The organism is Fibrobacter sp. UWB1 (genome assembly GCF_002210325.1).
In the GTDB taxonomy this organism is placed as follows: domain Bacteria; phylum Fibrobacterota; class Fibrobacteria; order Fibrobacterales; family Fibrobacteraceae; genus Fibrobacter.
Window position 1 is genome coordinate 1 of record NZ_MWQL01000016.1, and the last position, 26,277, is coordinate 26,277.

22 protein-coding genes and 1 tRNA gene are annotated in these 26,277 nt (G+C 50.8%); 19 read left to right on the plus strand and 4 right to left on the minus strand.

Features of this window, described 5'->3' with window-relative positions; genetic code table 11:
- The 14 genes from B7988_RS11600 to ftsE form a co-directional block, all read left to right on the plus strand.
- Window positions 1–1,052, plus strand: a 1,052-nt coding sequence (locus tag B7988_RS11600; RefSeq protein WP_283160534.1) for an FISUMP domain-containing protein, incomplete at its 5' end; no start/stop codon positions are given.
- A gap of 612 nt (window positions 1,053–1,664) precedes the next feature.
- On the plus strand, window positions 1,665–1,949 hold the full coding sequence (locus tag B7988_RS11610; protein ID WP_073317332.1) for a hypothetical protein: 285 nt from the start codon (window positions 1,665–1,667) through the stop codon (window positions 1,947–1,949).
- Entirely contained in the window at window positions 1,949–3,163 is a 1,215-nt protein-coding gene (gene rsgA, locus B7988_RS11615) for a ribosome small subunit-dependent GTPase A (protein ID WP_088658042.1), read from the plus strand. The genes B7988_RS11610 and rsgA overlap by 1 nt, the downstream gene beginning before the upstream one ends.
- A 2-nt stretch (window positions 3,164–3,165) precedes the next feature.
- A complete protein-coding gene (locus B7988_RS11620; protein ID WP_170930646.1) occupies window positions 3,166–3,576 on the plus strand; it encodes a hypothetical protein in 411 nt (136 codons plus the stop codon).
- Between the two features lie 7 nt (window positions 3,577–3,583).
- Window positions 3,584–4,192 carry a hypothetical protein gene (locus B7988_RS11625; RefSeq protein ID WP_141225651.1) on the plus strand — a complete coding sequence of 203 codons (609 nt, stop codon included), beginning with the start codon at window positions 3,584–3,586 and terminating at the stop codon, window positions 4,190–4,192.
- A 23-nt stretch (window positions 4,193–4,215) separates the two neighbouring features.
- Complete coding sequence (locus tag B7988_RS11630) at window positions 4,216–4,851, plus strand: nicotinate-nicotinamide nucleotide adenylyltransferase (protein ID WP_249268981.1); 636 nt, start codon at window positions 4,216–4,218, stop codon at window positions 4,849–4,851.
- 112 nt (window positions 4,852–4,963) lie between these two features.
- Window positions 4,964–6,001, plus strand: coding sequence for a pseudouridine synthase (locus tag B7988_RS11635; protein WP_249268982.1), 1,038 nt, complete (start codon window positions 4,964–4,966; stop codon window positions 5,999–6,001).
- 134 nt (window positions 6,002–6,135) lie between these two features.
- Window positions 6,136–6,208 (plus strand) — tRNA-Asn (locus B7988_RS11640).
- Between the two features lie 141 nt (window positions 6,209–6,349).
- Window positions 6,350–7,396, plus strand: a complete 1,047-nt coding sequence (locus tag B7988_RS11645) for an FISUMP domain-containing protein (protein WP_088658046.1) — start codon at window positions 6,350–6,352, stop codon at window positions 7,394–7,396.
- Between the two features lie 37 nt (window positions 7,397–7,433).
- Complete coding sequence (locus B7988_RS11650; protein ID WP_073317313.1) at window positions 7,434–7,832, plus strand: hypothetical protein; 399 nt, start codon at window positions 7,434–7,436, stop codon at window positions 7,830–7,832.
- A gap of 84 nt (window positions 7,833–7,916) precedes the next feature.
- Window positions 7,917–9,335 (plus strand): MBOAT family O-acyltransferase, encoded by a 1,419-nt coding sequence (locus tag B7988_RS11655; RefSeq protein ID WP_073317310.1) that lies wholly within the window; start codon window positions 7,917–7,919, stop codon window positions 9,333–9,335.
- Between the two features lie 89 nt (window positions 9,336–9,424).
- A complete protein-coding gene (locus B7988_RS11660) occupies window positions 9,425–10,249 on the plus strand; it encodes a hypothetical protein (RefSeq protein ID WP_073317306.1) in 825 nt (274 codons plus the stop codon).
- Window positions 10,249–11,544, plus strand: a complete 1,296-nt coding sequence (locus B7988_RS11665) for a peptidylprolyl isomerase (protein WP_073317302.1) — start codon at window positions 10,249–10,251, stop codon at window positions 11,542–11,544. The genes B7988_RS11660 and B7988_RS11665 overlap by 1 nt, the downstream gene beginning before the upstream one ends.
- 49 nt (window positions 11,545–11,593) lie before the next feature.
- On the plus strand, window positions 11,594–12,283 hold the full coding sequence (gene ftsE / locus B7988_RS11670; RefSeq protein WP_073317299.1) for a cell division ATP-binding protein FtsE: 690 nt from the start codon (window positions 11,594–11,596) through the stop codon (window positions 12,281–12,283).
- On the opposite strand, the gene B7988_RS11675 is transcribed toward ftsE, so the two are convergent.
- Genes B7988_RS11675 through B7988_RS11690 form a run of 4 tightly spaced genes read right to left on the minus strand, consistent with a single transcriptional unit; the run spans window position 12,280 to window position 16,349 of the window.
- A complete protein-coding gene (locus tag B7988_RS11675) occupies window positions 12,280–13,149 on the minus strand; it encodes a pseudouridine synthase (protein ID WP_249268983.1) in 870 nt (289 codons plus the stop codon). The genes ftsE and B7988_RS11675 overlap by 4 nt on opposite strands.
- Window positions 13,136–13,984, minus strand: a complete 849-nt coding sequence (locus B7988_RS11680; RefSeq protein ID WP_088658048.1) for an arginase family protein — start codon at window positions 13,982–13,984, stop codon at window positions 13,136–13,138. The genes B7988_RS11675 and B7988_RS11680 overlap by 14 nt, the downstream gene beginning before the upstream one ends.
- Window positions 13,985–14,002: 18 nt before the next feature.
- Window positions 14,003–14,941: an SPASM domain-containing protein gene (locus B7988_RS11685; protein ID WP_088658049.1), complete on the minus strand. Its 939-nt coding sequence runs from the start codon at window positions 14,939–14,941 to the stop codon at window positions 14,003–14,005.
- Window positions 14,942–14,954: 13 nt separating this feature from the next.
- Complete coding sequence (locus B7988_RS11690) at window positions 14,955–16,349, minus strand: chloride channel protein (protein WP_088658050.1); 1,395 nt, start codon at window positions 16,347–16,349, stop codon at window positions 14,955–14,957.
- Window positions 16,350–16,417: 68 nt separating this feature from the next.
- On the opposite strand from B7988_RS11690, the gene B7988_RS11695 reads away from it, so the two are divergent.
- The 5 genes from B7988_RS11695 to B7988_RS11715 are packed head-to-tail and all read left to right on the plus strand — an operon-like array spanning window position 16,418 to window position 26,192.
- Window positions 16,418–18,391 (plus strand): hypothetical protein, encoded by a 1,974-nt coding sequence (locus tag B7988_RS11695; protein ID WP_088658051.1) that lies wholly within the window; start codon window positions 16,418–16,420, stop codon window positions 18,389–18,391.
- A 57-nt stretch (window positions 18,392–18,448) separates the two neighbouring features.
- Window positions 18,449–19,213 carry a transglutaminase family protein gene (locus B7988_RS11700; protein ID WP_088658052.1) on the plus strand — a complete coding sequence of 255 codons (765 nt, stop codon included), beginning with the start codon at window positions 18,449–18,451 and terminating at the stop codon, window positions 19,211–19,213.
- Between the two features lie 35 nt (window positions 19,214–19,248).
- Entirely contained in the window at window positions 19,249–22,008 is a 2,760-nt protein-coding gene (locus B7988_RS11705; RefSeq protein ID WP_088658053.1) for a TIGR02171 family protein, read from the plus strand.
- Between the two features lie 3 nt (window positions 22,009–22,011).
- Window positions 22,012–24,732: a TIGR02171 family protein gene (locus tag B7988_RS11710; RefSeq protein WP_088658054.1), complete on the plus strand. Its 2,721-nt coding sequence runs from the start codon at window positions 22,012–22,014 to the stop codon at window positions 24,730–24,732.
- Window positions 24,726–26,192 (plus strand): hypothetical protein, encoded by a 1,467-nt coding sequence (locus B7988_RS11715; protein WP_088658055.1) that lies wholly within the window; start codon window positions 24,726–24,728, stop codon window positions 26,190–26,192. The genes B7988_RS11710 and B7988_RS11715 overlap by 7 nt, the downstream gene beginning before the upstream one ends.
- The last annotated feature ends 85 nt before the right edge of the window (window positions 26,193–26,277 follow it).

Sequence of the window (26,277 nt, forward strand, 5' to 3'; positions counted from 1 at the left end):
CCGATCCAATCGGTGAAATCTCGTCGAGTAGCAATGAGGACCTTGGTTCCAGTTCGAGTGTCGGCGAGAATGGTTCTTCTTCGTCTTTGAAGCCTGATTCGAATGGCTCGCAGAAAAATTCTAGTTCCGCAACAACGGTACGATCTAGCAGTAGCTCGAATGCAAAATCTTCGTCAAGTAAGGTATGGACTTGCTCTGAAGAAGGAAAAATTGTTGAGAAAAAAAATAAAACAACTAATACATGGGAAATATATCAATGTACAAATGGCGTTTATGAAGTGGTTGTGTATTCAAGTTCTTCAGAAAAAGTCTATACATTCAAGGAATTATTTAAAGAAGACAGTGTGTTTAATAAAAATATGGAGTACGGAACTTTTGTGGATTCTCGCGACGGTCAAGAATACAAGACGATTGAGATATACTTCAACTATAAAGAAATTGAGTATTTTACGGTATTTGCTCAAAATCTGAATTATGGCACACAAGTGAAACTTGAAACAACTGCTTTTGACGATGACAAGGTTGAAAAGTTTTGTTATGACGATGACCCTTGGTATTGCGAACACTATTTTGGTGGTTTGTATTCTTGGAGCGAGGCTATGGGACTTCCGAAGGCTTGTGATAGTGTGAAAACGGGTGCAACGCCTGATTGCCCTGATTCTGTTGCACCAGGGATTGTTTATGAGGCTGAATGGAGTGAATTGCAAATACAGGGGATATGCCCTGATGGTTGGCATGTGATGAATGAACGTGAATGGAGAGCTTTGATTCATGGAGATGAGTCCGCTTCTCGTGCGATATCAAAAGCTTCGTATGGAGGCAATGAAAGTGGATTTTCTGCTTTGTTTAATGGAGGGGGGGTTAATGATGAAGATGGCTGTAGATATGATCATATGCAAAAATTGGGCTTTTATTGGTTGCCTAAAGAGCGGACAGATATAGCGGCAGGATATGTTCTTTTAGAGAAAAATCGGTATGATTATTCTGGCTTTCGTAAGAACTATGGTCAATCCATTCGCTGTGTAAAGGATTATTTGTCGAAATCTAGGTGAGCCGGATTTCTTTCTTTAAAAATTATAAACAAAAACAGGGCATTGGGGAAAAGCGTGCTAAGTGAGCGTCGCGACAAAAGGATGCAAGGCGAGATAGCGCAAAAAACTTGTTTTTGCATTATCGAGCCGCAGCTACGGACGTCGTAGACGTCAAAACGCTTGCGTTTTGGCATGACCGAACGACGCCGCGGACGCCGTAGGCGTCAAAGCCCTATGGGAGTTATTTATGGCAAAGAAGAAATCACGTTAGTGATTTCGAATTCGTGTGACGAAAACAAATGCCGTTAGGCATTTCCAATCCGTGTGGCGTTTTTTTGTGGCTAGGAAAGGAGATGCCGGAACAGGTCCGGCATGACAATTGGGACGGGGCGTTGCGGGGTGCCCCCGCTAGAGAGGGTGGAGAGCAACGAAGTGCGAACCAGGGAGAGACTTCTCCCTTTTCATTCATCAAAGGAGGTGCCGGATCGGGTCCGGCATGACAGCGGGAGCGGCATGCCCAAAGGCGGAGGAAAGTAAGTCGGCGAGCGAACATTAGAGGCCGAAGGCCGAATCCATGTGAGCGAGGCGAGCTTACATTCTGGAGCCGTGGGGTTTTGTTACTATATTTGTGGTATGCCGTTTTTTACCAAAAGCAATCTTGTGGACTTGCGGGCGGAAGCCGAGCAGCTTTCGATTTGCGTGGAGCATTTCCTGTATGCGTCGGAGCGCGTGGTCGAGGGCGACTACAAAACGAAGGGCTTTTACGACAATTGCATTGAAAAGTGCAATGGGCGCCTGAAGGCGATTCATTTCTTGATGGAGTCCATTCGCCAGAACAGGCCCGTTTCGGAAGAAGAACTGGAAGAAACTTTGCCGGATTTTCTAAATTGCCAAAAGAACGCTAAAGACAAAAAGTGATGCTTGATAGCGATTTCGAAGATGAACGCGAACCTAGACGTGTAAGGCCGACCCGCCGCGATCACCGCAGCAGGCGTATCGACGTGATGCGCGAAATGGAGTCCGGCGTTGTCGACGAGCGCCCGGTCAAGGAGCGTTTCAGTCGCGAATTCAAGAATCCCCGCATCAAGAAAATCAAGGACCCGCTGGAAAAAATCGACGAAAAGGACTGCGTCGAGGGCCTGGTGGTCGAAGTGCACCGAAGAACATGTGAAGTTCGGTTAGATTCTTCGACTACGCCTAACGGCTTCGCTCAGAATGACACCCTTCCTACTTCCGACTGTCTACCGTCTACTGTTACTGCCATGTACCGTGCGACGACTTCGAAGGCGTTGGGGGAATTTCCGGCGGTGGGAGACCGCGTGCTTTTGGGGCAGGTAAACGAAGACGAGGACAGCGGCGAAGGTGTGGGGTCGCAGAAGTATTGCGTGGTGCGCGTGCTCCCGCGAAAGAGCGAACTCAAACGCCCCGGCCCCCGCGACAGTTTTAGGCGAAAGCTCACCCTGGCCGCAAACATTGACCAGGTGGTGATTGTGGCGAGCGTGACCCAGCCGGAATTCAACTACGGGTTCATGGACCGCTTTTTGCTGGCGGCGAACCTGAACAATCTGCCGTTTGTGCTGGTGCTGACCAAGATGGACTTGCTCCCGAATGGCGAAGCGGACCTAACCGACGATATCCGCGACTTCATGAGTATCGTTGACAAGGTGATTCCCGTGAGCGTGAAGTCGGGCGTGGGCCTTGAACGCCTGCGCGAAGAACTCCTGGGCAAATCGTCTGTGTTCAGCGGGCAAAGTGGCGTGGGTAAGTCGACGCTGGTGAACGCCCTGGTGCCGGGTGCCGAACTCGAAACCGGCGCCGTGCGCGAACGCGACGGCAAGGGAAGGCATACGACGACTTCTTCGAGCCTGTTCGATTTTCCGGGTGGCGGCTACGTAATTGATACGCCAGGGATCCGGAGCATCGGTCTTGCGAATGGCGAAGACGATATGGATGGCGAAACGTTGGCGAAGATTTTCCCGGGATTTTTCGAGGGCGACTTGTTTACCTGCAAGTACAGCAACTGCAAGCACTTGAAGGAACCGGGCTGCTCGGTGCGCGAGGCGGTAGAATCGGGTAAGCTTTCGCGGGCCCGCTATGCGAGTTATTTGAGAATTTTGAATTCTAGGAACTAGGTTTGATGGATATTGCTGTAAAAATTACCTTGGTGGCGTCGATTGTGCTGGTGGGTTACAACCTGCACCAGCTGGTGACGAGTTACGAGGCAATTTGCGAAAAGGTCAAGGAATTCAAGGCGATGGCGCTGGAAAACGATTCGGACGAGAGTGCCGTGCGCCGCTCGAACTTTTTCTTGACGGGCACGCTTTCGGTGCTGTATATTGCGCTTACGTATCTTTCGGAGTTTGCCTACTGGGTGGTGGGAGCCGTATTTGTGAAACTCGCTATTTCGATGTACTTGTCGCATTTGGAAATTTCGCAGATTTTTAAGGAAGATTCTATCCGCCCGAAGTTCTTCAAGATGACCAAGGTCGATGCCGCGGTGAACGTGTTGGTGGGGCTCGGTGTGGCGGTGATAGCCGTATCGTGAGGTGCCTATGAAAAAGATAATTGCCTTGCTCGTGTTTGCGCTGTTTGCCTGCGTTCCGGCCTGGTCGCAGATGGAAGCGGCCATTGACCCGACCACGGGGGCTGCTGCAGGAACATCTGCCGGCCCGTTGCTGAACGGAATCCGCACGCCGTTGATTGTGGGCGGAGCTCTTGGTTTTGGCTCCGGTACGGGCGTTGGCTCTGACCGAGGAATCGGACTCCGCCAGATTGAACCGATGATCGGTATTTGGTACCCGGGACTTGCGCTGTTCCGCGTGGGGTATGGCATGTACGGTTACGAAGAGGATTCCGATGACGGAAAGGACTACCAGGTGGACCATTCGGAAATGGATTTCGAATTGGGGCTCCACTTGCTGGGCGAAGTCTATTTGCTGGGTTCGTATTCTCGCGTGAAGGAACTGAGCGACTTGGGTGACGTGGCCTGGAACGAATGGGGCGCGGGCTTTGGATCGCTGTTGTTTATTTTCTCGAAGACGATGCTGTTTGCCGAAGTCGCTTACCGCTGGGTGCTGACGCATTACGACCCGTTTATGGACAAGAAGGTTCACGGCGGGTGCATCCAGATGAATTTGGGATTCTCGGTGTACGTGTTCTAGTGGTTTAATTTTAAGGATTTGTTTTGTCTGATTTTAAGAAGAATGTTGCTGTTTTAGGGGGAGCGTTCGATCCGGTTCACATGGATCACATTAGGGTGGCAAAGACTTGTCTAGAAAAGAAATTTTGTGACGAAGTTTGGTTTATGCCGAGCCCGGACCGTTGGGACAAGAAACTGAACGCAAGCCCCGAAGACCGCTTTGCCATGCTGGAACTTGCCATGGAAGGCGACCCGCGACTGATTCTTTCGGACTTGGAAATTCAACAGGGTGATTTTCGCGGTTCGTACGTGTTCTTGTGCGGGCTCAAGGAAAAATTCCCGGACATTAACTTTCGCCTGCTGACTGGAGCCGATACCTACGACGGCATTCCGCATTGGCGCGACCCGATGCATTTTTTCGGAACCAACTACAACGGACACCTGCTGCTGCGCGATTTTGAACTGATTGTGTTTGCCCGTAACGGTTACCCGAAGCCGGATATTGTAGAACACAAGGCGAAGGGTTATGCTGACCTTTTGTGGCTTGGGCCGGAGCAAGGGTTTGAGGGCGTATATTCGAGTACCGCGATCCGCAAGGCGCTGCTGTGCGGCGAAGAACCCAAGGGACTCCACCCGAAGGTGTACGAGTATATAAAGCAACACAATTTGTATAGAGAGTAGATGGATGGTGTGTAATGTGAAGTGTGAAGTGTGAAATGTGAAATGAATAATGACTAATCACACATCACACATCACACATCACACATTTGAACCCTGTAGTCTGATTTTTCTTATGCCAGTACCTTCTGATATGTATTTCGAGAGCGTGGTGCAGCCCGAACACGAGGGCTGGCTTTTGCTTGATTCGCTTTGCAAGCGTTTTACCTACCATAGCCGCGAACTGTGGGGCGAAAAAATTGCAGGCGGTTTTGTCGCGGTGAATGGCGAGACGGCGACTCTTGAAACGGTGGCGCACCGCGGCGACAAGGTGGTTTACCACGTAACGAACTACACCGAGCCCGAAGTTCCGACGGATTTTAAGGTCGTGTTCGAAGACGACGAATTCATGCTGGTGGCAAAGCCTGCGGGCGTGCCGGTGCACCACACGGGGCACATATTCTACAATACGTTTACCTCGATTGTGCGCCGTGGGACAGATTACGAGACGGCGACCCCGATGCATCGCCTGGACCGCGACACGGGCGGGCTCATGCTGTTTGCGAAGTATGCCGAGTCGGCGGCGCGGTTCCAGAAGAATCTGGACCGAATCTTGCTGAAGAAATTCTACATGGCGGTTGTGCGCGGGGACTTCGAGGTTGAAGGAACCCCTGCGGGCGAGCCTGTAGATTGCACGATGCCTTTGCGCGAAGACCCCGCGGACCGCTTGCGGCTCCGTATGCACCACTTTGAAGACGGCAAACCCTGCCACACGCGCTTCAGAAAGGTGGGCGTGGGCGAGTTATCGCAACCGGTGGGCGGCGAGACGAAATATTCGGTGGTGGAGGCCGAACTCTTGACGGGCCGCAAGCACCAGATTCGGGCTCACCTCGCAGAACTCGGGTACCCGATTCTGGGCGACCGCCTGTACAGCTTCGATGGTATCTACTACGAGAAGATGTCGCGCTCCTGGTCGCGCGATCCTTCTATCGACAATTCCGAAGAAGGCCTTTCCGCCGAAGACCTAAAGGCCCTCGGCGGCAAATCGCAGATGCTTTATGCGTACAAGGTGGAAATCCGGTTGCCTTACTGGAAAGAATCGCGCGTTTTCGACAGCCAAGACTATCCGGCAGACATGGCAGAGCTGGTGAAAAGGGTTAAAAGCGGCGTCTAAAATTGCGAAATGCACTCGAAAACGATTTTTTTCAAAAAAAACGCAAAAAAATTCGCCCTTACCCCTTGACGAAATATTCTGAATATCTATATTTGGTGCCGTCGATGAGAGCAATCTCAAAGGCAAAACCAAATTGCTTCATAGCTCAGTTGGTAGAGCCCGCGACTGTTAATCGCGTTGTCCTTGGTTCGAGTCCAAGTGAAGCAGTGAAAAAGGTTCCGATGAAAGTCGGGACCTTTTTCTGTTATGTATACTGGCCAAAATCTATGGGAGCTCCCCAAGGGTGTGTTAAACTAAATTTTTATATTGCGAAGAGAAGGGAACTCTGTTGTAAAGAAGGAGAACGGAATGCGCAAAGTTTTTTTGCGGTACACAATGTTGTTGGCGGCGCTGGCTTTGAGTGCGTGCGGCGGTGACGATAGAATTGTGGAGACGGGTTCTCCGGTTGGATCCCCCGAAGACGATTACTTCGATGAAGATTTGAATTTGGATGATGCCCCGTACGACATGGGGACATGCACGGGGAATTCTTTCCCCAAGCAGTCTTTGGTGATGAATGATGGCTCGTACTACCGGTGTATAGAGGGCTTGTGGTTCAAGATGGAACGATCCAGTTCTTCGAAAAAGGCGAAATCTTCGTCGTCTTCCAAGAAGCATGCTTCAAGTTCGTCGGCGGAGGAATCTTCGACGCCTGGCGAATCTTCGTCTTCGGAGGACGTGATTTCAAGTTCTTCGGAATCTTTGCCGGAATCTTCTTCGTCGGAAGAAACCTCGTCTTCGTCGCGCGTGGTCATTGACTTAACGCAGGAATATGATTGCCTGGAATATTCTTGCGTCTATAAAGGTTTTTTGAATAAAAAGATGCTTGGTTCCGGATTGTACGGTCAGTTCTTGGATTCCCGCGATGGCCAGGTTTATCGCACGGTAAAGATTGGCTCGCAGACTTGGATGGCTCAAAACTTGAATTACATTTCTGCGAAAAGTAGATGCTACTTGGATGAACCAACCGCTTGTTATACCTACGGCCGCCTTTATTATCAGGAAGAAGCGTTGACGGTTTGCCCCGTGGGCTGGCATTTGCCAAGCGGCAAAGAATGGGATGTCCTTGAAGATTTTGTAGCTCTTGAGCTTGGGGATAGCACCGAGGTGGGCAATAGCTTAAAATCCGTTAGTACCTGGACAGGTGAAATAGGGTCGGATCTTTATGGCTTTTCGGGCCTTTCTAGCCGATATTTTGGAAATGTCGACGTTTGTGGCGGTGCACACGGCGTGTATTGGACCTCAAATGATTACGAATATCGCTGTTTGTTGAATGATCGCAGCGATTTGTATTCCTATTGGGAGGCTTATAGCGTTGATTGGGGAATGTCTGTCCGCTGCATTTTGGACGACTAGGCGGCCGAGATTTTCTATATTAGGCCCCGGAGGCATTATGCTGAAAAAATTGATTGCCATTCTGTTTGCCGCCGCGGTCTTTGCGGTGGCTGATCCTATCGCTGTCGAAGCCCGTCTGACCGAAATTCCGGGCAAGATGCCGAGTAACGACCTGTACAGCTACGTGTACGTGTTCAAGTACAAGGTGCTCAAGGTGGAATCGGGCAAACTGGACGCCAAGGACGTGCTGGTGGGCGTTTACAACCCGCTCATTGCTCGCGGCAAGGTCAAGGACAAAATGGCCGACAAGTCCAAGGGCAATGTGGGTGAATTCAAGGCAAAGGCCAAGCATAAGCTCAAACTAGTGCCGCTCGAAGGCAACTGGGACGGCGCTGTCGAAGACGAATACTTTGACGACGAATCCCCGCGTTACTTGGCTGTTGAGGTGAATGAATAATAATTCGGAATTCGGAATTCGGAATTCAGAGCTTTTGCGTTGAAAAACAATTCCGAAATCTGAACTCGGAACTCTGAATTTCTTATGGTTTTCTCCTCCCAGCTATTCCTTTTCTATTTCTTGCCGACGTTCCTGGTCGGTTATTTCGTGTTGTACAAACTGCACGCGAAGCACTCGACGCTGAATTTTTTCATCACGATTTTCAGCTACGTTTTTTACGGTTGGCTTGAACCATGGCTTGTGTTCCTGATGTTCGGTTGCACCCTGGTGGTGTACGTGGCCGGCCGCTTTATTTCGGCTCCGGGGGCTTCTAAACTGCAACGGAATCTGGCACTGGGGGCCGCTATTGCGGTGAACCTCGGGGCGCTTGCTTACTTTAAGTATTACATGTTCGGCATGGGCATCGTGAACGATGTCATTACAAAGCTCGGTTGTGAACCGTTCTCTGTCATGACGGTGCTCTTGCCGGTGGGTATTTCGTTCTATTCGTTCCAGTCCATGAGTTACGCGATTGACGTGTGGCGCGGGACTGCTCCTCCGGTAAAGGACTTTGCGACATTTGCTTGCTACGTGGCCTTGTTCCCGCAGTTGGTGGCGGGCCCGATTGTCCGTTACAATACCGTGGCCGAGGAACTTGCGACCCGTACGCATACGCTCGAAAATTTTGTGCGCGGCATATCGTTTTTCTGTTTTGGCTTTGCCGAAAAGATATTCCTTGCAAACCAGGTGGGCATTATTGCGGACCGCGTGTTTGCGGCCGATGCTCCCGGCGTGCTGAACAGCTGGTGGGGTTCGCTTGCGTACATGTTCCAGATTTACTTTGATTTTTCGGCGTATTCGAACATGGCGATTGGCCTTGGGCTCATGCTCGGGTTCCACTTTCCGCGTAATTTTAACGGCCCGTACCGTTCCAAGAGCATTACCGAGTTCTGGAAGTTCTGGCATATTTCGCTCACGAGCTGGTTCCGCGATTACCTGTACATTCCGCTGGGCGGCAACCGCGTGGGCACAGCCCGCCTGTACTTTAACCTGTTCCTGGTGATGTTCGTGAGCGGTGTGTGGCACGGTGCCAACTGGACGTTTGTTTGCTGGGGCCTGTACCATGCCTTCTTTATGATCGTGGAACGCGCGAACAACAAGAACGCTTTCTATTACAAGGCGCCCAAGCTGGTGCAGGTCCTGATTACGCAGGTGATTGTGCTGTTTGGCTGGGTGCTGTTCCGTGCCGACAGCATTGGCGAGGCCTGGCGCATGTGGAAGAGCATGCTTGGGTTCAATGCGGTGAGTTCTGCCGATGCGATTCTGTCGGCTGAAATTTTTACGCCGACGTGTCTGTTCTTTATGGCTCTTGCGGCCTTGCTTTCGTTCTGGAAGTTCCGTAGCTTTGATTGGTGCAGCAAGGTTTCGCCGGTTCGTATGGCGGTGGCCTTGGCCATCTTTATCGTGGCCATTCTCGCTTTGTTTACACAAAGCTACAATCCGTTCCTTTATTTCCAATTCTAGGATTGCGGCTTTAGAAAAAAGCCTGATTGAAAGTAAAAGAATGTTGTTTGAGTGGGCGGCGGGCTCGGTTTTTTCTAAATTTAGCCCCGATGAATAAAATTATCCGTTCTCTGCTGACTGTTTGTGCATGCTCGTTCTTTTGCTTGACGGGCTGCGATGTTCCATTTTCCAAGGAAGACCCGGTTGTGGTTTCGGTGGGCGAAACCAAACTCCGTCAGGCCGAACTTTACCGTCTTGTCCCTGAATGGGATTACATGACGGACCGCGAAAAGCTGACGTTCCTGGAACATTGGATTGATGAAGAAACCATTTACCAGGAAGCCATGGCCAAGGGCTTCTGGAAGGACCCCGCCGTTCAGGAACAGGTAAGACGTACCGAACGCAAGATCACGGTGGACTATTACTTGCAGACGTTTGCCGACACCATGATGCTTGGCGATACCGAAAAGCTGGATTACTACCATGCCCATCCGGAATTGTTTGTGCGCGGCAGGAACTTGCTGACTGGTGCCGTGATTTACTTTAAGGATTGGCAGATGGCTGAAATGTACTATAAGGGACATAAGAAGCTGACTTATGAAACTTATCCGGCTGCAAGCTGGATGGTGAAGCGCATTGAACGCTTTGATACGGTTGCCGTTAGCCCCGATAGCTGCATTTTGCCGTCGTTTACCGATGTGGAATTCGGCAAGCTTTCGCAGGTTAAGCTTTGCGGTGGTCAGCTCAAGGCTGTCGTTGTGCTGTCGAGACTCGATTCTGCCGATGTGTTGCCCTATGCCGAAGTCGCCGAAGATGTGGCTGCCCGCGCCTGGGTCGAACACCAGAAGACCGTGTTTGCCCGCCTGAAGAAGGAATGGAAGAAGGCACGCCCGATTTTCTCGCAGATGAATGTGTTTAGCGAAAAGGAAAAGTAATGAAGTTTCCTGTTGCAGTGAAACAATTTGTTATTTCGTTGAGTGCGTTAGCCGCATTTGCCATGGCTGAACCCGTGTTGATGGAAGGGGTTGCGGCTGTGGTCGATGGCAAGCCGATTATGCGTTCGGAATTCTTGAACAACTTGTACCGTTTTCAGGAAACGCCCGAAGGTTCTGCGATGTCCGAAGCGGACCAGCGCAAGTATGTGCTTGACCAGATGATTGAAGAAAAGGTCTTGCTGAGCCGCATTGACCGCGATTCTATTGTGATTACCGATGCCGAAGTCGACCAGCGCGTGAACGCCCACTTATCGCAGCTTGCCGCAAGCCAGAATACGGACCTTGCGACGCTCGAAAAGGCGATTCGTGCCCAGCTCGGCATTAGCATGGCGCAGTACCGCGACCAACTTTCGAAGCAGATTCGCAACCACATTGAAATGGCCCGTGTGCGTCAGCGCCATGTCGGTTCTGTTACGCCGACCAAAAAAGAAGTGGATGCCTTTTTTGCAAATTACAAGGATTCTATTCCGCAGCAGTTCAATTGCGTGCTGTTGAGCCATATTCAGTTGCCGATTGAACCGGATTCCATGATTGTGGATTCGGTAAAACGTATCGCGGATGCCTTGATCGACACCTTGAACCTGGGGATGAGCTTCGAACTGTTGGCGAAGGCCCATTCGCAGGATACTTCTGCTGCCAAGGGTGGTGACTTGGGATACTTTAAGCGTGGACAGCTGGACCCTGCCTTTGAACGTGCCTTGGATTTGCTGAAGAACGGTCAGTATTCTTCTAACCCGGTGAAGACGAAGCTTGGCTGGCATATTGCCCGCGTGCTTGGTCGTAAAGAAGACGGTGTGCGTTCTGCCCAGATTTTGCTTCGCACGATTCCGACGGCGAAGGATTCTGCCGCGGTTCTTGCCCGTGCCGATTCTTTGAGAAAAGCTATCAAGACGACAGAAGGCTTTGCCGCTGCCGCCAAGAAGTTTAGCGAAGACAAGTCCAGCAACTTTGCCGGCGGCCGCCTCGGTTGGTTCCAGCGCAACGAAATGGAACCGGCCTATGTGGAACCGGTTGCGAACTTGAACGTGGGCGAAATTTCGGAACCTGTTCTGATTGATGGAGCCTACCACTTGTTCCGTCTGGATGATTCTCGCCAGATTCGTGATTTGACTCTGGAAGAAGACTACGGTAAGATTGAACAGATGGCTGCAACCCATCTTGAAAATCAGAAGCTCGAAGCGCTGGTAAAGAAGTGGCGTGACGAAGTCCATATCGAAATCCGCATGACGGAATAATAATGTCATTGCGAGCGCAGCGAAGCAATCCATTGTTTAAAAGGCTCTTATGATTCATTTTAACCACGTCACTAAATCTTACGAGGATAACTGGAAGGCTCTTTCCAATGTGACGTTGCGTATTCATAAGGGTGAATTCGTGTTCCTGACGGGGCATTCCGGTGCTGGTAAGTCGACGCTCTTGAAGCTGATTTACATGGACGAACGCCCCGACGAAGAACGTGGCGGCCAGGTGATGGTGAAGTTTACGGGCGACTGCCTGTACGACAGCAAGAACACGCCCGATAGCAAGATTCAGTCGCTTCGCCGCAAGATGGGAATTATTTTTCAGGACTTTAAGTTGTTGCCGGACCGCAATGTTTTCGAGAATGTGGCACTTGCGCTCCGCATTGTGGGTACTCCGAGCAGCAAGATTAATGCGGCTGTGTTCGATGCTTTAGCCCTTGTGGGCATTAGCCAGAAACGCTTTGCCATGCCTTATACGCTTTCGGGCGGTGAACAGCAGCGTGTGGCGATTGCGCGCGCCATGGTGCATAACCCGTACTTGCTGTTGGCGGACGAACCGACCGGTAACCTTGACCCGAAAAACGCCGAAGAAGTCTTCAAGATTTTCAAGGAAATCAATGCCCGCGGCACCACTGTGGTGATGGCGACGCATAACCCGGACTTTTACTTGAACAGCCCCTTCCGCCGCCTGGTGCTTGACCACGGCGAACTCTTGAACAGAGACTTGATTTAGACCTGAACGGCGCGGATTTCGCCTGGCTTTAAATCGCCCAGCGTATACTTGTCGAACTGGATGCGTACGAGGCGCATGACTTCGTAGCCGAGGTGGGCGAGCATGCGGCGGATTTCACGGTTCTTGCCTTCTGACAATGTGATTTCAAGCCAGCAGTTCTTTTCGCCTTCGTTGTGGAGTAGTGCGCGCTCCGCGTGCATGAATTCTTCCTTTTCGCCGAAGATGCGGGGCGGTACGTTGAAGCCGGCTTCCATTTTCGCAAGGTCGTCAGCGGTGGGGTGGCCTTTGACCTGCACGCGGTAGATTTTGATGTGTTGATTCGTGCCTGGATCCTTCTCCCCGCAAGGGGGATCATGGATCACTAAGGGCTGAAGCCCAAGTGACCAAAGAGACTCCGTTTCACTCCGCTCAGGATGACACATTGTTGAACCTCCGCTTAGCAATGCGTCTGCCCACTTGGTGTCGTTAGTAAACAGCAGCAGGCCTTCGCTCGCGGCGTCGAGGCGGCCCACCGGCGATATGTGTGGTACGGGTTTGCCGGGAAACATCTTGGCGTACTCTTCGCGGAACAAGTCCATCACGGTCTTGCGGCCTTTTTCGTCGCTTGCGGTGGTGACGATTCCGCGGGGCTTGTTCATGGCGAAGTAGACGAATTCGCTTGCGGTAACGGGCCTGCCGTCTATGAGAATTTCGTCGTTTTCGTAGGCGGGCGTTTCGGGGTCGTGCACAGGCTTGCCTCGGAGAATTACGTGGCCTTCGCGTACCAGCTTTTCGGCTTGGCTGCGGCTACAATAGCCGCGTTTGGAAATCACGCGGGCAACGCCGTGGGCGCCTTGCTTTTGTGGCTTGCGGTTATTGAATGCCATGGAGCTCCGTGAGCAAGTGGAACAGTTTCTCATTCAATGCGTTGTTGAGCGCGTCTGCCGCGGCGGTGTCTTCGAATCCCATGTCGCGGGCGCGTTCTCCGCAAATGTCAATTCCCAAAATTTTTCTGTTTTCGGCGAGAACTTTGAGTGTCTTGGCGAGTTGTTCAAAGGTGAGTGAACCTTGATCCCAGTTGGTCGCTGCTTCTGCTGTAGAAAGGGCGTCCTTGTCGATAGAAATGTAGACGGGTGTGGAGTGTGATGTGAGATGGACCCTATCGGGGCTAAACCCCTCCAGGGTGACAGCGGATAGTTCGCTTTCGCGGATGAAGGTGACGCGGTTCAGAATTTCGGCGGCGCTTGCCTGCGAAAGGTCTTCGCGGATTTCTTCGACGAGATGGTCGGCGACTCCGGTAACGATGACGTTCTGTACAAATTTATTGTGGTCGAGAACTTCTTTAATCCAGCCTCCGCAACTGAGGATTCCTTCGAAACGAGGCGGTTGCATATCGGGATGGTGGTCAAATACGACAAGGTCGAACGGTTCTTGAACGCGGTCCGTCCAGAGCATACTCATGTAGTGGTAATTGCCGTTATCGAAGAAGTGGATGCCGGGGGTGCTTGTAGCAGAAGTATTCGTAGCGGTTGCGACGGCTTCGTCCATCATCTTGTTGAGGGCATCTTGCGCTTCGTCATCGCAGTAGCAGTCTGTACCTTCAATCTTAGTGCAGTCCAGCCAATGAATGTCGCCGTTAGATGCAGCCAATTCCCGCAGCCCTTGCATGAAGGGCTGCTCGGCGTAAACGCCAGTGAAATCTTGAATGGTGACTATCGGCATCTTGACTCAAATATAAACTTATTTGCCGAAGCGCTTGCAGAAAGTGCAATTCTGACAAAACGGATGGCGTAATTCGTGCTTGTCGAAACCTTCGCGTAGGTTGCGGGCGAGGGGTGTCTCCAGAATTTCGGCAAGGCTCTGGTCGGCAATGTTGCCGAGCGTGATTTGTCCGCTATAATCTAAGCAGCAGGCTACAACGCGTCCGTCATGGAGAATTGCAACATGGGTGTCGAGTGCGCGGCATGTTCCTTGAATGTAATTTTTTTTAGAATTGTCAATTCTGAATTCCGAATTCTGAATTCTGAGTTGTTCAGGCCATTCAAAGCGGCTGTCCTGGTGCAGGTAGATGCGTCCGGTGACATTGAAACTCTTATGGCGACTGCAGAATTGACCTAGTTCAACATTGGTGCCGAAAGCCTCGTTCACCTTGGCAAGCATCGTCTCGTTCCAAGAATTGCTGGTTGCATCGCCTACATTCCAGAGCCTCAAATTGATGTACATGTCGGGACGCACTGCATTCGCCATCTTGCAAAAGTCAAGGACGTCTTGCAAGTGTGCGAGTGCCGGTTCCTGCGGCAGTTCCGCATACGCATGCGTCGAAATGTTCACCTGGCGCACGGCGGGGAATTTCAAGAGGCGCTCCGAAACTCGTGCTATGGTGGTGCCGTTGGTGGTCAAGTTCAGCTTGAGCGGAGTTTGCTCTAGTCTTTTGAGGAATAGCCCAAAACCAGGATGCAGCGTAGGTTCGCCCAGCACATGAAAGTAGACGCTTTCGGCAACGGTCGCCGCTTCTGCAATGCAGCGTTCAAATAGCTCCGTGCTCATGAATTCGCGAGGCTTTTTTGATGCGGTATTTTGGGGCGAAATCGTTGATGTCTGCGAAACTGCCTTGCCGCAAGGGCAAAAGCTGCAATTCAAGTTGCATACATCCGTAATTTCGATATAGACCGCGTTCATGATTCTACGTCAACTACTTGAGTCTCAATTTCTTCTGTGCGTAAATGCTTTGTCCGCCGTTGCAAACAAAGGCGACTACGCAAACGATAAAGAATGCGGGGAGTGTGTCAAAACCGAAAATTTCTGCGCCGATAAAGATGGGGGCCAAGAGCGTGTTTGTCGCACCACCAAAGACTGCCGCATAACCGAGGGCTGCTGCAAGCGGCAAGGGAACGCCTACCATGGCGGCTACCCAAGCGCCGAATGTTGCTCCGATGGCAAATAACGGTGTGATTTCGCCGCCCTTGAATCCGACTGCAATCGTTGCAATCGTGAGTGCGAATTTCAGAATCCAGTCGCAGGCGAAAACTGTTGCAGCGACTCCCGCGACATTTACATTTGCGGCCTTCGGGTTTGCAAAGCACATGTCAATCAGGTTCGTACCGAGGCCTGCATAGCGGCCCTGCCAGAAAAGGAGAAGCAAAAGGCTGAGGGCGATACCTACGAAGGCGATCCGCTTGACTGCATTTGGCAACTTGTTAGCGAAAAGTTTCTTGGCGATCGAAAGCATCTTGGCAAAGCCGCCGCCTACGATACCGAATAAAACACCAAGCAGGGCAAGCTTTAGTACGAATTGAATGTCAAGTCCGTTTTCATTCCACAGGAGTCCGGCGACGTTCGAATCCGGGAAAAGCGTGTGCAAGTCAACGGAGAACTTTTCGAGCCCGAGCATCTCGGAAACCTTGTAGGCGGTAAATGCAGCGGCTGTTGCCGGGAGCAAAGCGGACAGATTCAAGTAGCCCACCAGCAGAACTTCAAGTGCAAGCGCAATGGCGGCAAGCGGTGTCTGGAAAAGTCCTGCAAAACCTGCAGCCATGCCTGCAATGAGCAAAATTTTGCCAGCGTTTTCCATAGGAATTTTTTTGCTGATGTTGTGCCCGAGCGTCGCACCAATCTGCATCGCGACTCCTTCGCGGCCGGCGCTACCGCCGAACAGGTGGGTGAGCCAAGTGCTTACGGCAACCATCGGGATCATGCGCAGCGGAATTTCGTTTTCTTTGCCGTGGGCGACACCGAATACCATGTCCATGCCGCGCTCGGTGCCCTTGCCGAATTTCTGGAAACCCAATACAATCACAATCCCAATCAAGGCAAGTCCCGGAATCCAGTAAAGCGGATTGGCGTCACGTACCGCACTGACCGCCAGGAGCACCTGCCCAAAGAACGCTGTAAGGGCTCCGACAAGAGCGCCCAAGGCGATTGCTGCAATCGTCAAAATCGGGAGCGATAGCCACTTTTGAACAAATGCACTGAATCTAGCCTTCATTTGTTCCTTCGCCATACGCATCATTTGCTCCTTCATTTCGGGCGACATGCCGGCGAATTGTTCCTTGAACTGGTTGTATTTGCCAAAATCTCTGAAATTCATGGATAATCCTTGATTGCGCGGTAAATTTAGAAATTTAGCTTGAAAAGCAGATTTAGTATATTTGAATTATGAAATTAGATTCCCGCGCTAAAAAATCTTTGACAAAAATTTCTTTGGCGATGCTTTCGTCGTCGCTTTTGGTGACAGCACTTTCTTCTTGCGCTTCGAATAAACCGGATGCAAATGTGCCTCAGGCCGAGAATGTGGCTGCAGAGCGCCCGGCGGCATTGCCGCCTCAGCCTACAACGCCGGTGACCGTGTTCGAAATGAAGTTCATTAGTGCCGATAAGCAGGTGCGCGTGGTTAAAAAGCCCACTCTTGCGGCCCTCGATTTTGCGGCGTATTTCAATAACCCGATTCGTTTGGCGGGCAAAGAAGAAAAGCCTGAAAACTATACGGGCAAAATGGCTCAGGCAAAGCTTGCAGAATATCCGTTCCCGATGCTGGAATCCCTTTCGGAATACGAGCCTGCCGCCATTGCGGGCCGCCAGCCGTTGGCATGGGAACCGCTTGCCAAGATTCTTTATGCGCAAACCGGAAACGATTCGCTTTCGCAGTTGTTGAATTCCGTTGAAGCGGTCAAGTGGAATGAACCCGAAGTGTTCCGTGCTTTCCAGACGGTGACTCGCATGTGGGGCGTTCCTCTGAGCGATGGTTCCGTGGACTGGTGGGTCGAGGTGATGCCTGCCCCGTGGACGGGCCGCTCCGTATTTTACGGAAAGTTGAAGTTTAGCTCTACGGGCGAAACCGCCGAAATTTTGAATTACTATTTGACCGGCGAAATGAATATTGACGATGTCATGAACTGGGCACGTACTTTGTCGTCTTACTGGTATCCGACTTTGAATACGGACTTGGAACCGCATACGGCAGGGGCTCCGTGGGAAGGTGACGCCAACAGGCCTTTTGCCGTGATGCGCGGAAACCCGATGGGTACGCCGATGTGGATCGCTTTTGAAGTCCCGGCATTCCGCCTGAGCGACGAAGCCTTGCGCGCCAAGCGTACGGCGGATTCCTTGGCCGAAGCGGGCGAGGTGGTGCCGGTAAACCGCACGCTCGATACAAGCTCCGCTTTCAGGCTTGAAACGCTTGCGTCGCTCGAAGGATCTTGCCCCGAGAATGCCGCGACGAAAAAGTTCCGCGACGCCCTTTCTAAAAAGCTCAAGAACTTGCCGAAGGAACAGAATGCCTGGGCTGGTGGCGACATGCTCTGGTTTAGACGCAACGCCAATTACTTGCTTGCAGATAAAATAACCAAGCAGGATTCCTTGCACAATCCGCTCCCGCGCCTGCTGGAACTCAAGAAGTACTTGGATTCCCTGAATGTGCAGCTCTTGGTGGTGCCGGTTCCGGTAAAAGAAGAAATTTATGGAGAACGCCTGGTCGAAGGCACGGCTGCCGACCTTTGCGTGAACCCCGCCGGCCGCGAATTCACTCGCGAAATGCTTGCCGCAGGGCTCGACGTGCTTGACCTTTATCCGGCCTTGATGGCCGCGAAGTCGGGCGATGAACCTCCGCATTACAGCTACCAGCGCTATGATACGCACTGGTCCTTGCCCGGCATGCTTGCCGCCATGGAACTCTTGGCTAGCCGCGTGACGCAGTATTCTTGGTACGCCGAATCGGGAGCACAACCTGGTTCGCTTAACCTGCAAGAAACGAAAACGGTACGTGAAGGCGACCTTGTGGCTCATTTGCCCGATGCTGAAAAGTCAAAGTATGCTGCAGATACTTTGCCTGCAATGAAAATCTTCAAGGGCACTGAAGCCTACAAGGGCGGCAAGAATTCGCCGATTCTCTTGATGGGTGATTCCTTTACGGGTGTGTTTGAATCGGTCGACCAGAAATCGGGCGGCCCGGGCTCGCTGCTGGCTTATGCGACAGGGCTCGACGTGCAGGTGCTTACAAGTTGGGGCGGCGGCCCGGGCGTGTACCACCGCATGATGAAAATGAAGAAGGATATGCAGAGCAAGCGCCTCGTGATTTACATGATGACGGCTCGTGACTTCTGGCAATCGCCCATGGAATGGGATGGTTTATAGACGAAAGAACGGCACTTCGTGCCTACAGACGAAAGACGAGAGAGGATATATTATAAAATGAAAAGTATTTTATTTTTCTCGTCTCTCATCTCTCGTCTCTCGTCTAGGTTCTTCTGGCCGGTGCTGATTGTCGTCTTTGCGGCGTCACTTACGTTGCTGCTTTGGAGCGGGCGAGCCGAGACGATGAATTTTAGGGATGCGGCCTGTACCTTTGAAGACCGCTTGCCGGGATGCCTTGATTCTCTTGAATCGTGGAACGGTGGACTTGCTTATTTCGACAGTTCGCTTGCGATGACTGGTGATACCTTGTGGAGCCTGAAAAGTTTGCTGTGGACTTATTGGGGCCTTGAATTTGCGGGCGCAGGCGATGCGGCCGTTACGGCCGAAGCGATACTCCCATTGCATGTGTTGCAAATGAAAAAGTCCGGCTGCATGGGCCTTTCTTGGCTTGCGATGATGGTTGCCGAGGCGCGAAACTTGCCGCTTTCGGTTATCATGCTCCCGGGGCATGTGTTCTTGCGCTATGGGGCAGACTCTTCGACCGCGATTAATCTGGAGCCTAATCGCGAAGGCTATAGCTATTCAGACCAAGAATACCGTGAAAAATACAAGGCGGGGCCTTGGACGGGGTTGGAATTCAAACCTCTTACGTCCACACAGTTCGTGGGGCTTGCGGCTTTCAATATGGGAAACCTGTACTTGGATAGCGACTTGCGCCGCGCTTTGACCTGGTACCGCATGGCCGAAGAGTTTTTTGCGGAATATCCGGGCATCAAGGCGAACCAGGAAATTGCTAAAAGCCGTTTACCGGACCACCTGTAATCGTGAATTTGGCCCTAAATTGCTATTTTTAGCAAATGCGGGTTATTTTACTTTCTTTAATATCGCTCCTGTTTTTTGCTTGCGCCGATGTGAATCCTACATCCGATTATGTTTATCTTGGAGTTTCAAAAGATAAACTGGACGGCATGATTCGTGTGACGGCTTATAATGCGACAGCGATTCTTGGAACGAACGATACTGCTGCAAAGCTGGAAGAATACCCCCAAATGAAAGTCAAGGTTGACTATTCATTTTCCATGGGCAAGCACGAAGTCACTTGTGGCGAATTCAATAAGTTGATGAAACCTCAGGGACTCAAACTTTCTTGCATAAACAAGAATCTCCCTGCGACAGACATGACATATTACGATGCTGTCTTGTTTGCCAACGAAAAAAGCAAGGCGGAAAATTTCGATACGGTGTATTCGTACTCGAGTAAACAGATCGATAGCGATGGACATTGTACGTTCCTTGAAGGATTTTATTTTCATACCGATGTAGATGGCTATCGTTTGCCGACCGAAGCGGAATGGGTCGTAGTAGCTGGCCGTAACTGGAATCCGCGGGCGAGCTGGAATGCCGAAAATTCGGGAATTCAGCTGCATGAGGTTTGTACTCGAATTTCTGATTCTACGGATTTTTGCGATATGGCGGGCAACGCCATGGAATGGGTCAATGACTGGCTCGGATTCTTTAGGGATACGACCATCTACAATTACACGGGGTCGCCAGATGGCGGCAACATGGGTAAGCGAATCGTGAAGGGCGGTAGCTATCGCCAGCTAGGAAGCGCAATCAATTTGTACAGCCGTACCGACGTGTATACGATTACCTCGTCAACTCGTGCGGAATATGTCGGTTTCCGCTTGGCATTTGGTCAAATTCCTGACGCGGTGTGGATGGACTATGACGGCATTCCCAATTCCAAGCGCGTGATTTCGTTAGTGAACCAGCGCACGTTAAAGAATCATTTGGATGCATATAAGGTTGTCCTTGCATTCCGCAACAACTTGACTGGTAATCTGGCCTACGTGAACTATTCGGACGGCACCATTTATACGGCCGAAATCAAGGATACTTTGGAAGTGTACCATCCAGATGTTTCGCCAAACGGACGTTTTGTCGCCTTCTCTACAGGGCTTGAAGGCGTTTCGGGCAAATCCGAAGTGTATGTCAGAACGCTTTCGCTGGGCTATGTTAAAATATTCAAACTGAAGGTCGATAACGCATCGATTCCCCGTTGGAGAGTTCTTCCGAATGGCGATACGGTGATTGTCTATGTGACGGATGCCGGTGACAACAGGAATGACGGCTCGTTCAAGCGTTTGGAGACTTGGCAGGTGAAGTTCCAGAAAGAACGGTTCGGTAGACCGCAAAAGCTTTTTGATGGCGCATACCATGACGGAATCAGCGGTGACGAACGCTTGGCCGTGACTGGGGCCAGGCTGCTACGTGCAAAGGTGTCTCAGGGAACCTCGACGTTGGAATCCAAGGCCAGCGATACCGTGTGGTATAATGGCGAGCAGGCTTGCAATGCATCGCTTGCAACCGATGGCTCCAAGAAGACCTTGTTCCTTGATTTTAGCGGAGAAACGGGCCGAAAATTTGTGGGCGAGTCTTACGGAGTTCATGAACGCATTCTGGTCATGGACAGCACGGGTAAACTGATAAGCTCCATAAAGGCGCCTTTGGGCTATTCCTTTGATCATACGGAATGGGTGCGCGGCCGTTCGGACTATGCCGTAGCTACTCTTACGGAAGCAAGCGGAATGCACAGGAAGATTGTGCTCGTCAATATGCAAGACAGCAGCATGACCGATTTGGTCGAAGGCGATGACTTGTGGCAACCGTGCCTCTGGATTCCGGACGCTTTGGATAAATCCAAGTTTGAAGTCGATGGTGATAGCGCGGGTGTCTACATGCATGCCGGCGAAAATCTTGAAGGCATTTTGATGCGCTACAATATGGAATTGATCTGGCGTTACCGTGATACGGCAAATGTCGTGATTGTCGGTTCGTCGCGTCCCTTGCATTCCGTGTCGCCCAGGTACCTGGTTCAGCCGTTCTATGCGATCAATCTCGCCCAGACGCCTAATTCCATATACATGTCGAAGGATTTCTTGGACTTCTACATCTATCCGCATTTCAAAAAGCTGAAATACATTGTGATTTCTCTGGATATCGATTTCTGGTACAAGACGGAAAAAGGCCCCGATAGCGACAATTTCTTCAACGATAATTACAAGAACTATGCCGGGTTCGTGTACGACAAGAATCACAATTACTGGCAAGACGGGTATCCGGAAGGCTTGTTGGAATATACTTCGAATTACATGACGATTGAAGGCGACTACGCCTTCTTGGATGACCGCGGTCGTATGCTTGGAACAGGTTGTAAGCCCTGGAGCAAGAATCCCGATATAGAAATGGATTCCCTTTATTATGACGATCATCCAGAAACGCTTGAGAATTCTATGAAAGTATTCAAGAAAATTCTTGAAAAGGCTGAAGAGAGGGGCGTTAGCGTCGTAGGTGTTATTTTCCCGCAAAATCCGGCATACAGAAAAACGGGTGCATTTGGTCGTTATGGCTTGCGCAGGAGCCGTGCTAAAGAACTCATTGATGACTTGAAGGCTTTGGAAAAAACATATCCGCATTTCAGGCTGCTGGATGAAAACAAGATGGGGAAACATGATTATGACGAATATTCCGCTGCTGATGAAGACCATCTTTGCGCAAGAGCGGCACCCCAAATTACAAAACGGATTGAAGCGGTATTGAAGGAATTGAGGTAAGAAATGTGTCGGATTTTATTGTTGCTGCTGAGTGTCGCTTTTTATGCTTGCTCAAACTCGGAATACATTTATTCGCAGCAAAATGTTGATTCTGCATTTGAATCTGACTCGCTAGACAACATGGTTGCGGTCAAGCATGACAAGAAAGAAGTGATGCTTGGTACCAATGAAGGTGTTGCCAAGGCTAGCGAACGCCCACAAATGCTGGTGATTCTGGATTACGATTTTTCTATCGGCAAGTCCGAGGTGACTTGCGCTGAATTCAATTCGCTGATGAAGTCTTCGAAGATTTCGGTCCCTTGCGAAAAGGATGCTTATCCGGCGACGAATTTGACGTATTACGATGCAGTTCTCTTTGCTAATGCCCGCAGTAAAAAAGAGGGCTTTGATACGGCGTATACCTACAGTAAAGTTGAACTGAATTCTGAAAATCATTGCGTGAACCTGGAAGGCTTTGCCTTCCACCCCGAAGTCAAGGCTTACCGCTTGCCGACGGAAGCTGAATGGGCCTTTGTGGCAAACCGCTTCTGGAATACGAAGGCCGCATGGACGTCTGACAATTCGGATTATCATTTGCATGCGGTTTGCTCGAGGTCTTCGGATGCCCAGGTTTGCGACATGGTCGGAAACGCAATGGAATGGGTGAATGATTGGCTCGGTAATTTCCGCGACACGACTATTGCGAACTACGTGGGGGCTCCCGATGGCGGAAGCCTCGGCCAGCGTGTCGTGAAGGGCGGCAGCTACAGGACTCCGGCCGAATCGATTACGCTCTTTGGCCGTGGTGACGTGTATACGGTGACGTCTTCAACCCGTGCAGACTATGTGGGCTTTCGCTTAGCTTTTGGTGCAGTTCCGAATGCCTTGTGGATGAATTCCGATGGCAAGGCGGCTGGCAGCCGCGTGGTTCCGCTTGCCAGTTCCTCGACGCTTAGGAACATCTTTGGAACCTACAAGATGAAACTTGTATTCCGAAACGATCTGTCGGGGAATCTGTCTTATGTAGATTATTCTAACGGTGCGCTTTCGGTGATTGAAATCGAAGATACCTTGAATGCGTATCATCCGGATATTTCGCCGGATGGGCAAAAGGTCGCCTTTAGCACCGGGCTTGAGGGCGTTTCTGGCAAGTCGGCTGTTTATGTGCGCAACCTGAATGCCGAAGGTTCTGACATTGTCAAGCTGGATGTTGAATCGGCCGCCATTCCGCGCTGGCGAGTGCTTGAAAACGGTGATACGGTCATTGTGTATGTAACCGATGCCGGCAACAACAAGGATGATGCCTCGTTCAAGTCTACATCTACATGGCAGGTGAAATTCTCGAAGGGTAAATTTGGCGAACCGAAAAAACTTTTCGATGGCGCTTACCATGGCGGTATTGCCGAAGATGGATCCCTTGCGGTAACGGGTGCACGCTTGCTGCGAGCCCGTGTAGGTTCTGAATCTGAATTGTGGTACGATGGTGAACAGGCTTGCAATGCCTCTCTAGCTCAAGATAGCAGCAAACGCACCTTGTTTCTCGATTTTGCCGGCAAGACAGGTCGAAAATTTGTCGGCTCCAAGTACGGGACACATGAACGCATTCTTGTCGTAGATAGTACAGGCAAGTTGATTCAATCGGTGGGTGCCCCGAAGGGATATTCTTTTGACCACAGCGAATGGGTCCCGGGTAACCATAATAAGGCGGTTGCTACGCTTACGAACGCAAACGGTGCCCATACAAAAATCGTTATGGTGGACCTTTCGGATTCAAGCACTTTGGAATTGGCCGAAGGCGATGAACTTTGGCACCCTGCATTCTGGGTGAATGTTGCCTTTACGGGTTACGACGATTTGTTGGCCTTGGATAGCGCTGGCGTTTATTATGGCGAAGGCCTGGACATTGAAACCGAAAAAAACCGTATCAAGATGGAACTCTACTGGAAGAATCTCGATGTAACCGAAGTTCTTTTGGTCGGGAGTTCTAGAATGGAAATGGGGCTTGATCCGGATGCGTACCCGGAATGGAACATGCTGAATACGGCTGTTTCTGGAATTGACGGAAACCGCGATATGTATTTCGTTGAAAATTATGCGTTGAACCATGCCGACAACTTGAAAGCGATTGTGATGTCCCTAGATTTGGACAATTGGAGCGGAAGGGAAGACCACTTGAGTTTGATTCATATGGGTGTTCCCGGTTACGATTACGATGCCCATCACGACTTCTGGAAATCGGGATTGCCCAATGGTTTTGTCGAGGCGGTTGAAAATGCGTACCCGGCAAGTCAGGGCTGGATTCAGCGTTATTCCGCCCGCGGAGGACTTGATGATGAATGCCGCAGCTGGGGTGTTGACGGAACCGACGTGCTGATGGATTCTGTATTCTCGACGCAAGAGGAACGCTATCTGGATGCAAGATTGAACGAACTGGCCGAAATCGTAGATAGTGCGGCCGCCAAGAATATCTATGTTATCGGGATCATTTTCCCGATGGCCCCCCAGTACAAAAAGACGGGAAGCTTTGGTACTTACGGTCTGCAGCGCAGTAAGTATCCCGAAAAAAAGAAAAAGCTGGATGCGCTTGCCAAGGCAAACCGATATTTCATCTTGATGGATGAAAATAAGTTCGGCGATCATGATTATCCCGATCAAATGGCTTTTAACCGTGACCACCTCTGTGTTGCTGGTAAAAAGCAGTTGACAGACCGCCTGGATTCTGTTCTGAAAACATTGAAATGGTAATTGCTGTATTTGTCATTCTGTTCGCGATTTTTCCGCTGACCGATACCGACATCTGGTGGCATTTGGCTTGTGCTCGCGAATGGGTGACTACGTGGACACCTGTCCGCACGCCCGTTGTGAACGTGCATGAATATTTTCAACTGGCGGTAGGCTTTGTCTACGGTTTGGGTGGCGCTCCGCTCTTGGTGGCATTCAAGGCGATTCTTTGGGGCGTCGTGTTTGCACTTTTCTTGTTGCCTGAAAATCCTAAATGTCATTGCGAGGTCCGAAGGACCGCGGCAATCTCTAGTTGTATGTGGCGGTCTCTAGTTGCAGTTGTTCTGCTTTTTGTATTCCGCTATCATTTTGAAATGCGTCCGGTGCTGTTTTCGCTATTGTTTCTCGGGATTTATTGGAATGTCTTGCCGAGGTTGTTTGCGAACAGTCGCTTGACCCCGGTGAACACGCTTTTTGCGGTTCTTATTCTTGCCATACAGTGGACTTGGTGCAAAACGCAGGGCTTGTACATTTTGGGCCCGCTGTTTGCGGTGCTTGTGTTGACTGCCGGAATTTGGAATTCGCGTAAGTCGGGTGATAAGTTTTCTCGGAAGGCGCTTGCGTTGCGGGGAGCTTTTGTTGTTGCATTGTTTGCGATGCCGTTCTTGCATCGCGAGGGCCTCGCGTTATTCCTGTACCCGTTTGGACTCTTGGACCGTTTGCTTGGACTTTCGCCCTCGGCGGCAATCTTTGCAAGCGAAATCGCCGAGAACCGTTCTCCGTTCACGCTTTTGATGGCGGGGGAGAATACACTGGAATGTGTGCTGATGATTTTGCTCTGCCTAGCAGGAATGGGACTTGCCATTTGGCGCTTGTATAAGAATCGCAGGCCCGGTGTTTTGAATGTCTCTCTCTTGGCGACAGCAATCCTTGTCCTTATTGCCGAACGTAATTTCGTATTGTTCCTGCCGGTACTTTTAGCGACATTGCCTAATTTCCCATTTCGCACTCCACATTTCACATCCTGCCGCCTACTGTCTACTGTCTACTTCCTACTTCCTACTTTTTTTATCTTCGGTCTCTGGGTTCGTTCACTTTCTGCTTACGACATCTCCATGGTCGCTTACCAGCGTGTGCCGGTTGATGCGACAGACTGGATGCAGAAACATCCGCATAAGGGTAAGCTTTTTAACGATGATCGTGCCGGCGGTTACCTGGCTTTAATGAACCCGACTGATTCCATCTACATCGATGGCAGGTTTATCCTTAAGACGGCGGATTTCTTTGAACGGTATCTGAATTACGCCAAAGACCCCGCCCTGTTTATGCATGACGCCGATTCCTTAGGCATAGACCGCGCCCTATTCCCGCTGCAGTACTATGCCCGCTGGGATACACTTCTGCGTGCTTTGCAGCAAGATTCCCGCTGGCACCTGGCATATCGCGACGAATACTTCGCCGTATTCGATAAAATGATCAAATAGAGCCGAACGGTAATAACTGTGAGCCATAAGCTCCATGCGTTAAGCAGGAGCGATGGCGAGAGTGAGGCGACATCACATTCTTGTT

Bases quoted from the DNA above. Each gene is read 5' to 3' on its own strand.
- B7988_RS11655 (WP_073317310.1), top strand. From the start codon at position 7,917: ATGGTTTTCTCCTCCCAGCTATTCCTTTTCTATTTCTTGCCGACGTTC.
- B7988_RS11610 (WP_073317332.1), top strand. From the start codon at position 1,665: ATGCCGTTTTTTACCAAAAGCAATCTTGTGGACTTGCGGGCGGAAGCC.
- ftsE (WP_073317299.1), top strand. From the start codon at position 11,594: ATGATTCATTTTAACCACGTCACTAAATCTTACGAGGATAACTGGAAG.
- B7988_RS11705 (WP_088658053.1), top strand. From the start codon at position 19,249: ATGCGGGTTATTTTACTTTCTTTAATATCGCTCCTGTTTTTTGCTTGC.
- B7988_RS11695 (WP_088658051.1), top strand. From the start codon at position 16,418: ATGAAATTAGATTCCCGCGCTAAAAAATCTTTGACAAAAATTTCTTTG.
- B7988_RS11680 (WP_088658048.1), bottom strand. From the start codon at position 13,984: ATGCCGATAGTCACCATTCAAGATTTCACTGGCGTTTACGCCGAGCAG.
- B7988_RS11660 (WP_073317306.1), top strand. From the start codon at position 9,425: ATGAATAAAATTATCCGTTCTCTGCTGACTGTTTGTGCATGCTCGTTC.
- B7988_RS11645 (WP_088658046.1), top strand. From the start codon at position 6,350: ATGCGCAAAGTTTTTTTGCGGTACACAATGTTGTTGGCGGCGCTGGCT.
- B7988_RS11625 (WP_141225651.1), top strand. From the start codon at position 3,584: ATGAAAAAGATAATTGCCTTGCTCGTGTTTGCGCTGTTTGCCTGCGTT.
- B7988_RS11715 (WP_088658055.1), top strand. From the start codon at position 24,726: ATGGTAATTGCTGTATTTGTCATTCTGTTCGCGATTTTTCCGCTGACC.
- B7988_RS11685 (WP_088658049.1), bottom strand. From the start codon at position 14,941: ATGAACGCGGTCTATATCGAAATTACGGATGTATGCAACTTGAATTGC.
- B7988_RS11635 (WP_249268982.1), top strand. From the start codon at position 4,964: ATGCCAGTACCTTCTGATATGTATTTCGAGAGCGTGGTGCAGCCCGAA.
- B7988_RS11710 (WP_088658054.1), top strand. From the start codon at position 22,012: ATGTGTCGGATTTTATTGTTGCTGCTGAGTGTCGCTTTTTATGCTTGC.
- B7988_RS11675 (WP_249268983.1), bottom strand. From the start codon at position 13,149: ATGGCATTCAATAACCGCAAGCCACAAAAGCAAGGCGCCCACGGCGTT.
- rsgA (WP_088658042.1), top strand. From the start codon at position 1,949: ATGCTTGATAGCGATTTCGAAGATGAACGCGAACCTAGACGTGTAAGG.
- B7988_RS11665 (WP_073317302.1), top strand. From the start codon at position 10,249: ATGAAGTTTCCTGTTGCAGTGAAACAATTTGTTATTTCGTTGAGTGCG.
- B7988_RS11690 (WP_088658050.1), bottom strand. From the start codon at position 16,349: ATGAATTTCAGAGATTTTGGCAAATACAACCAGTTCAAGGAACAATTC.
- B7988_RS11700 (WP_088658052.1), top strand. From the start codon at position 18,449: ATGAAAAGTATTTTATTTTTCTCGTCTCTCATCTCTCGTCTCTCGTCT.
- B7988_RS11650 (WP_073317313.1), top strand. From the start codon at position 7,434: ATGCTGAAAAAATTGATTGCCATTCTGTTTGCCGCCGCGGTCTTTGCG.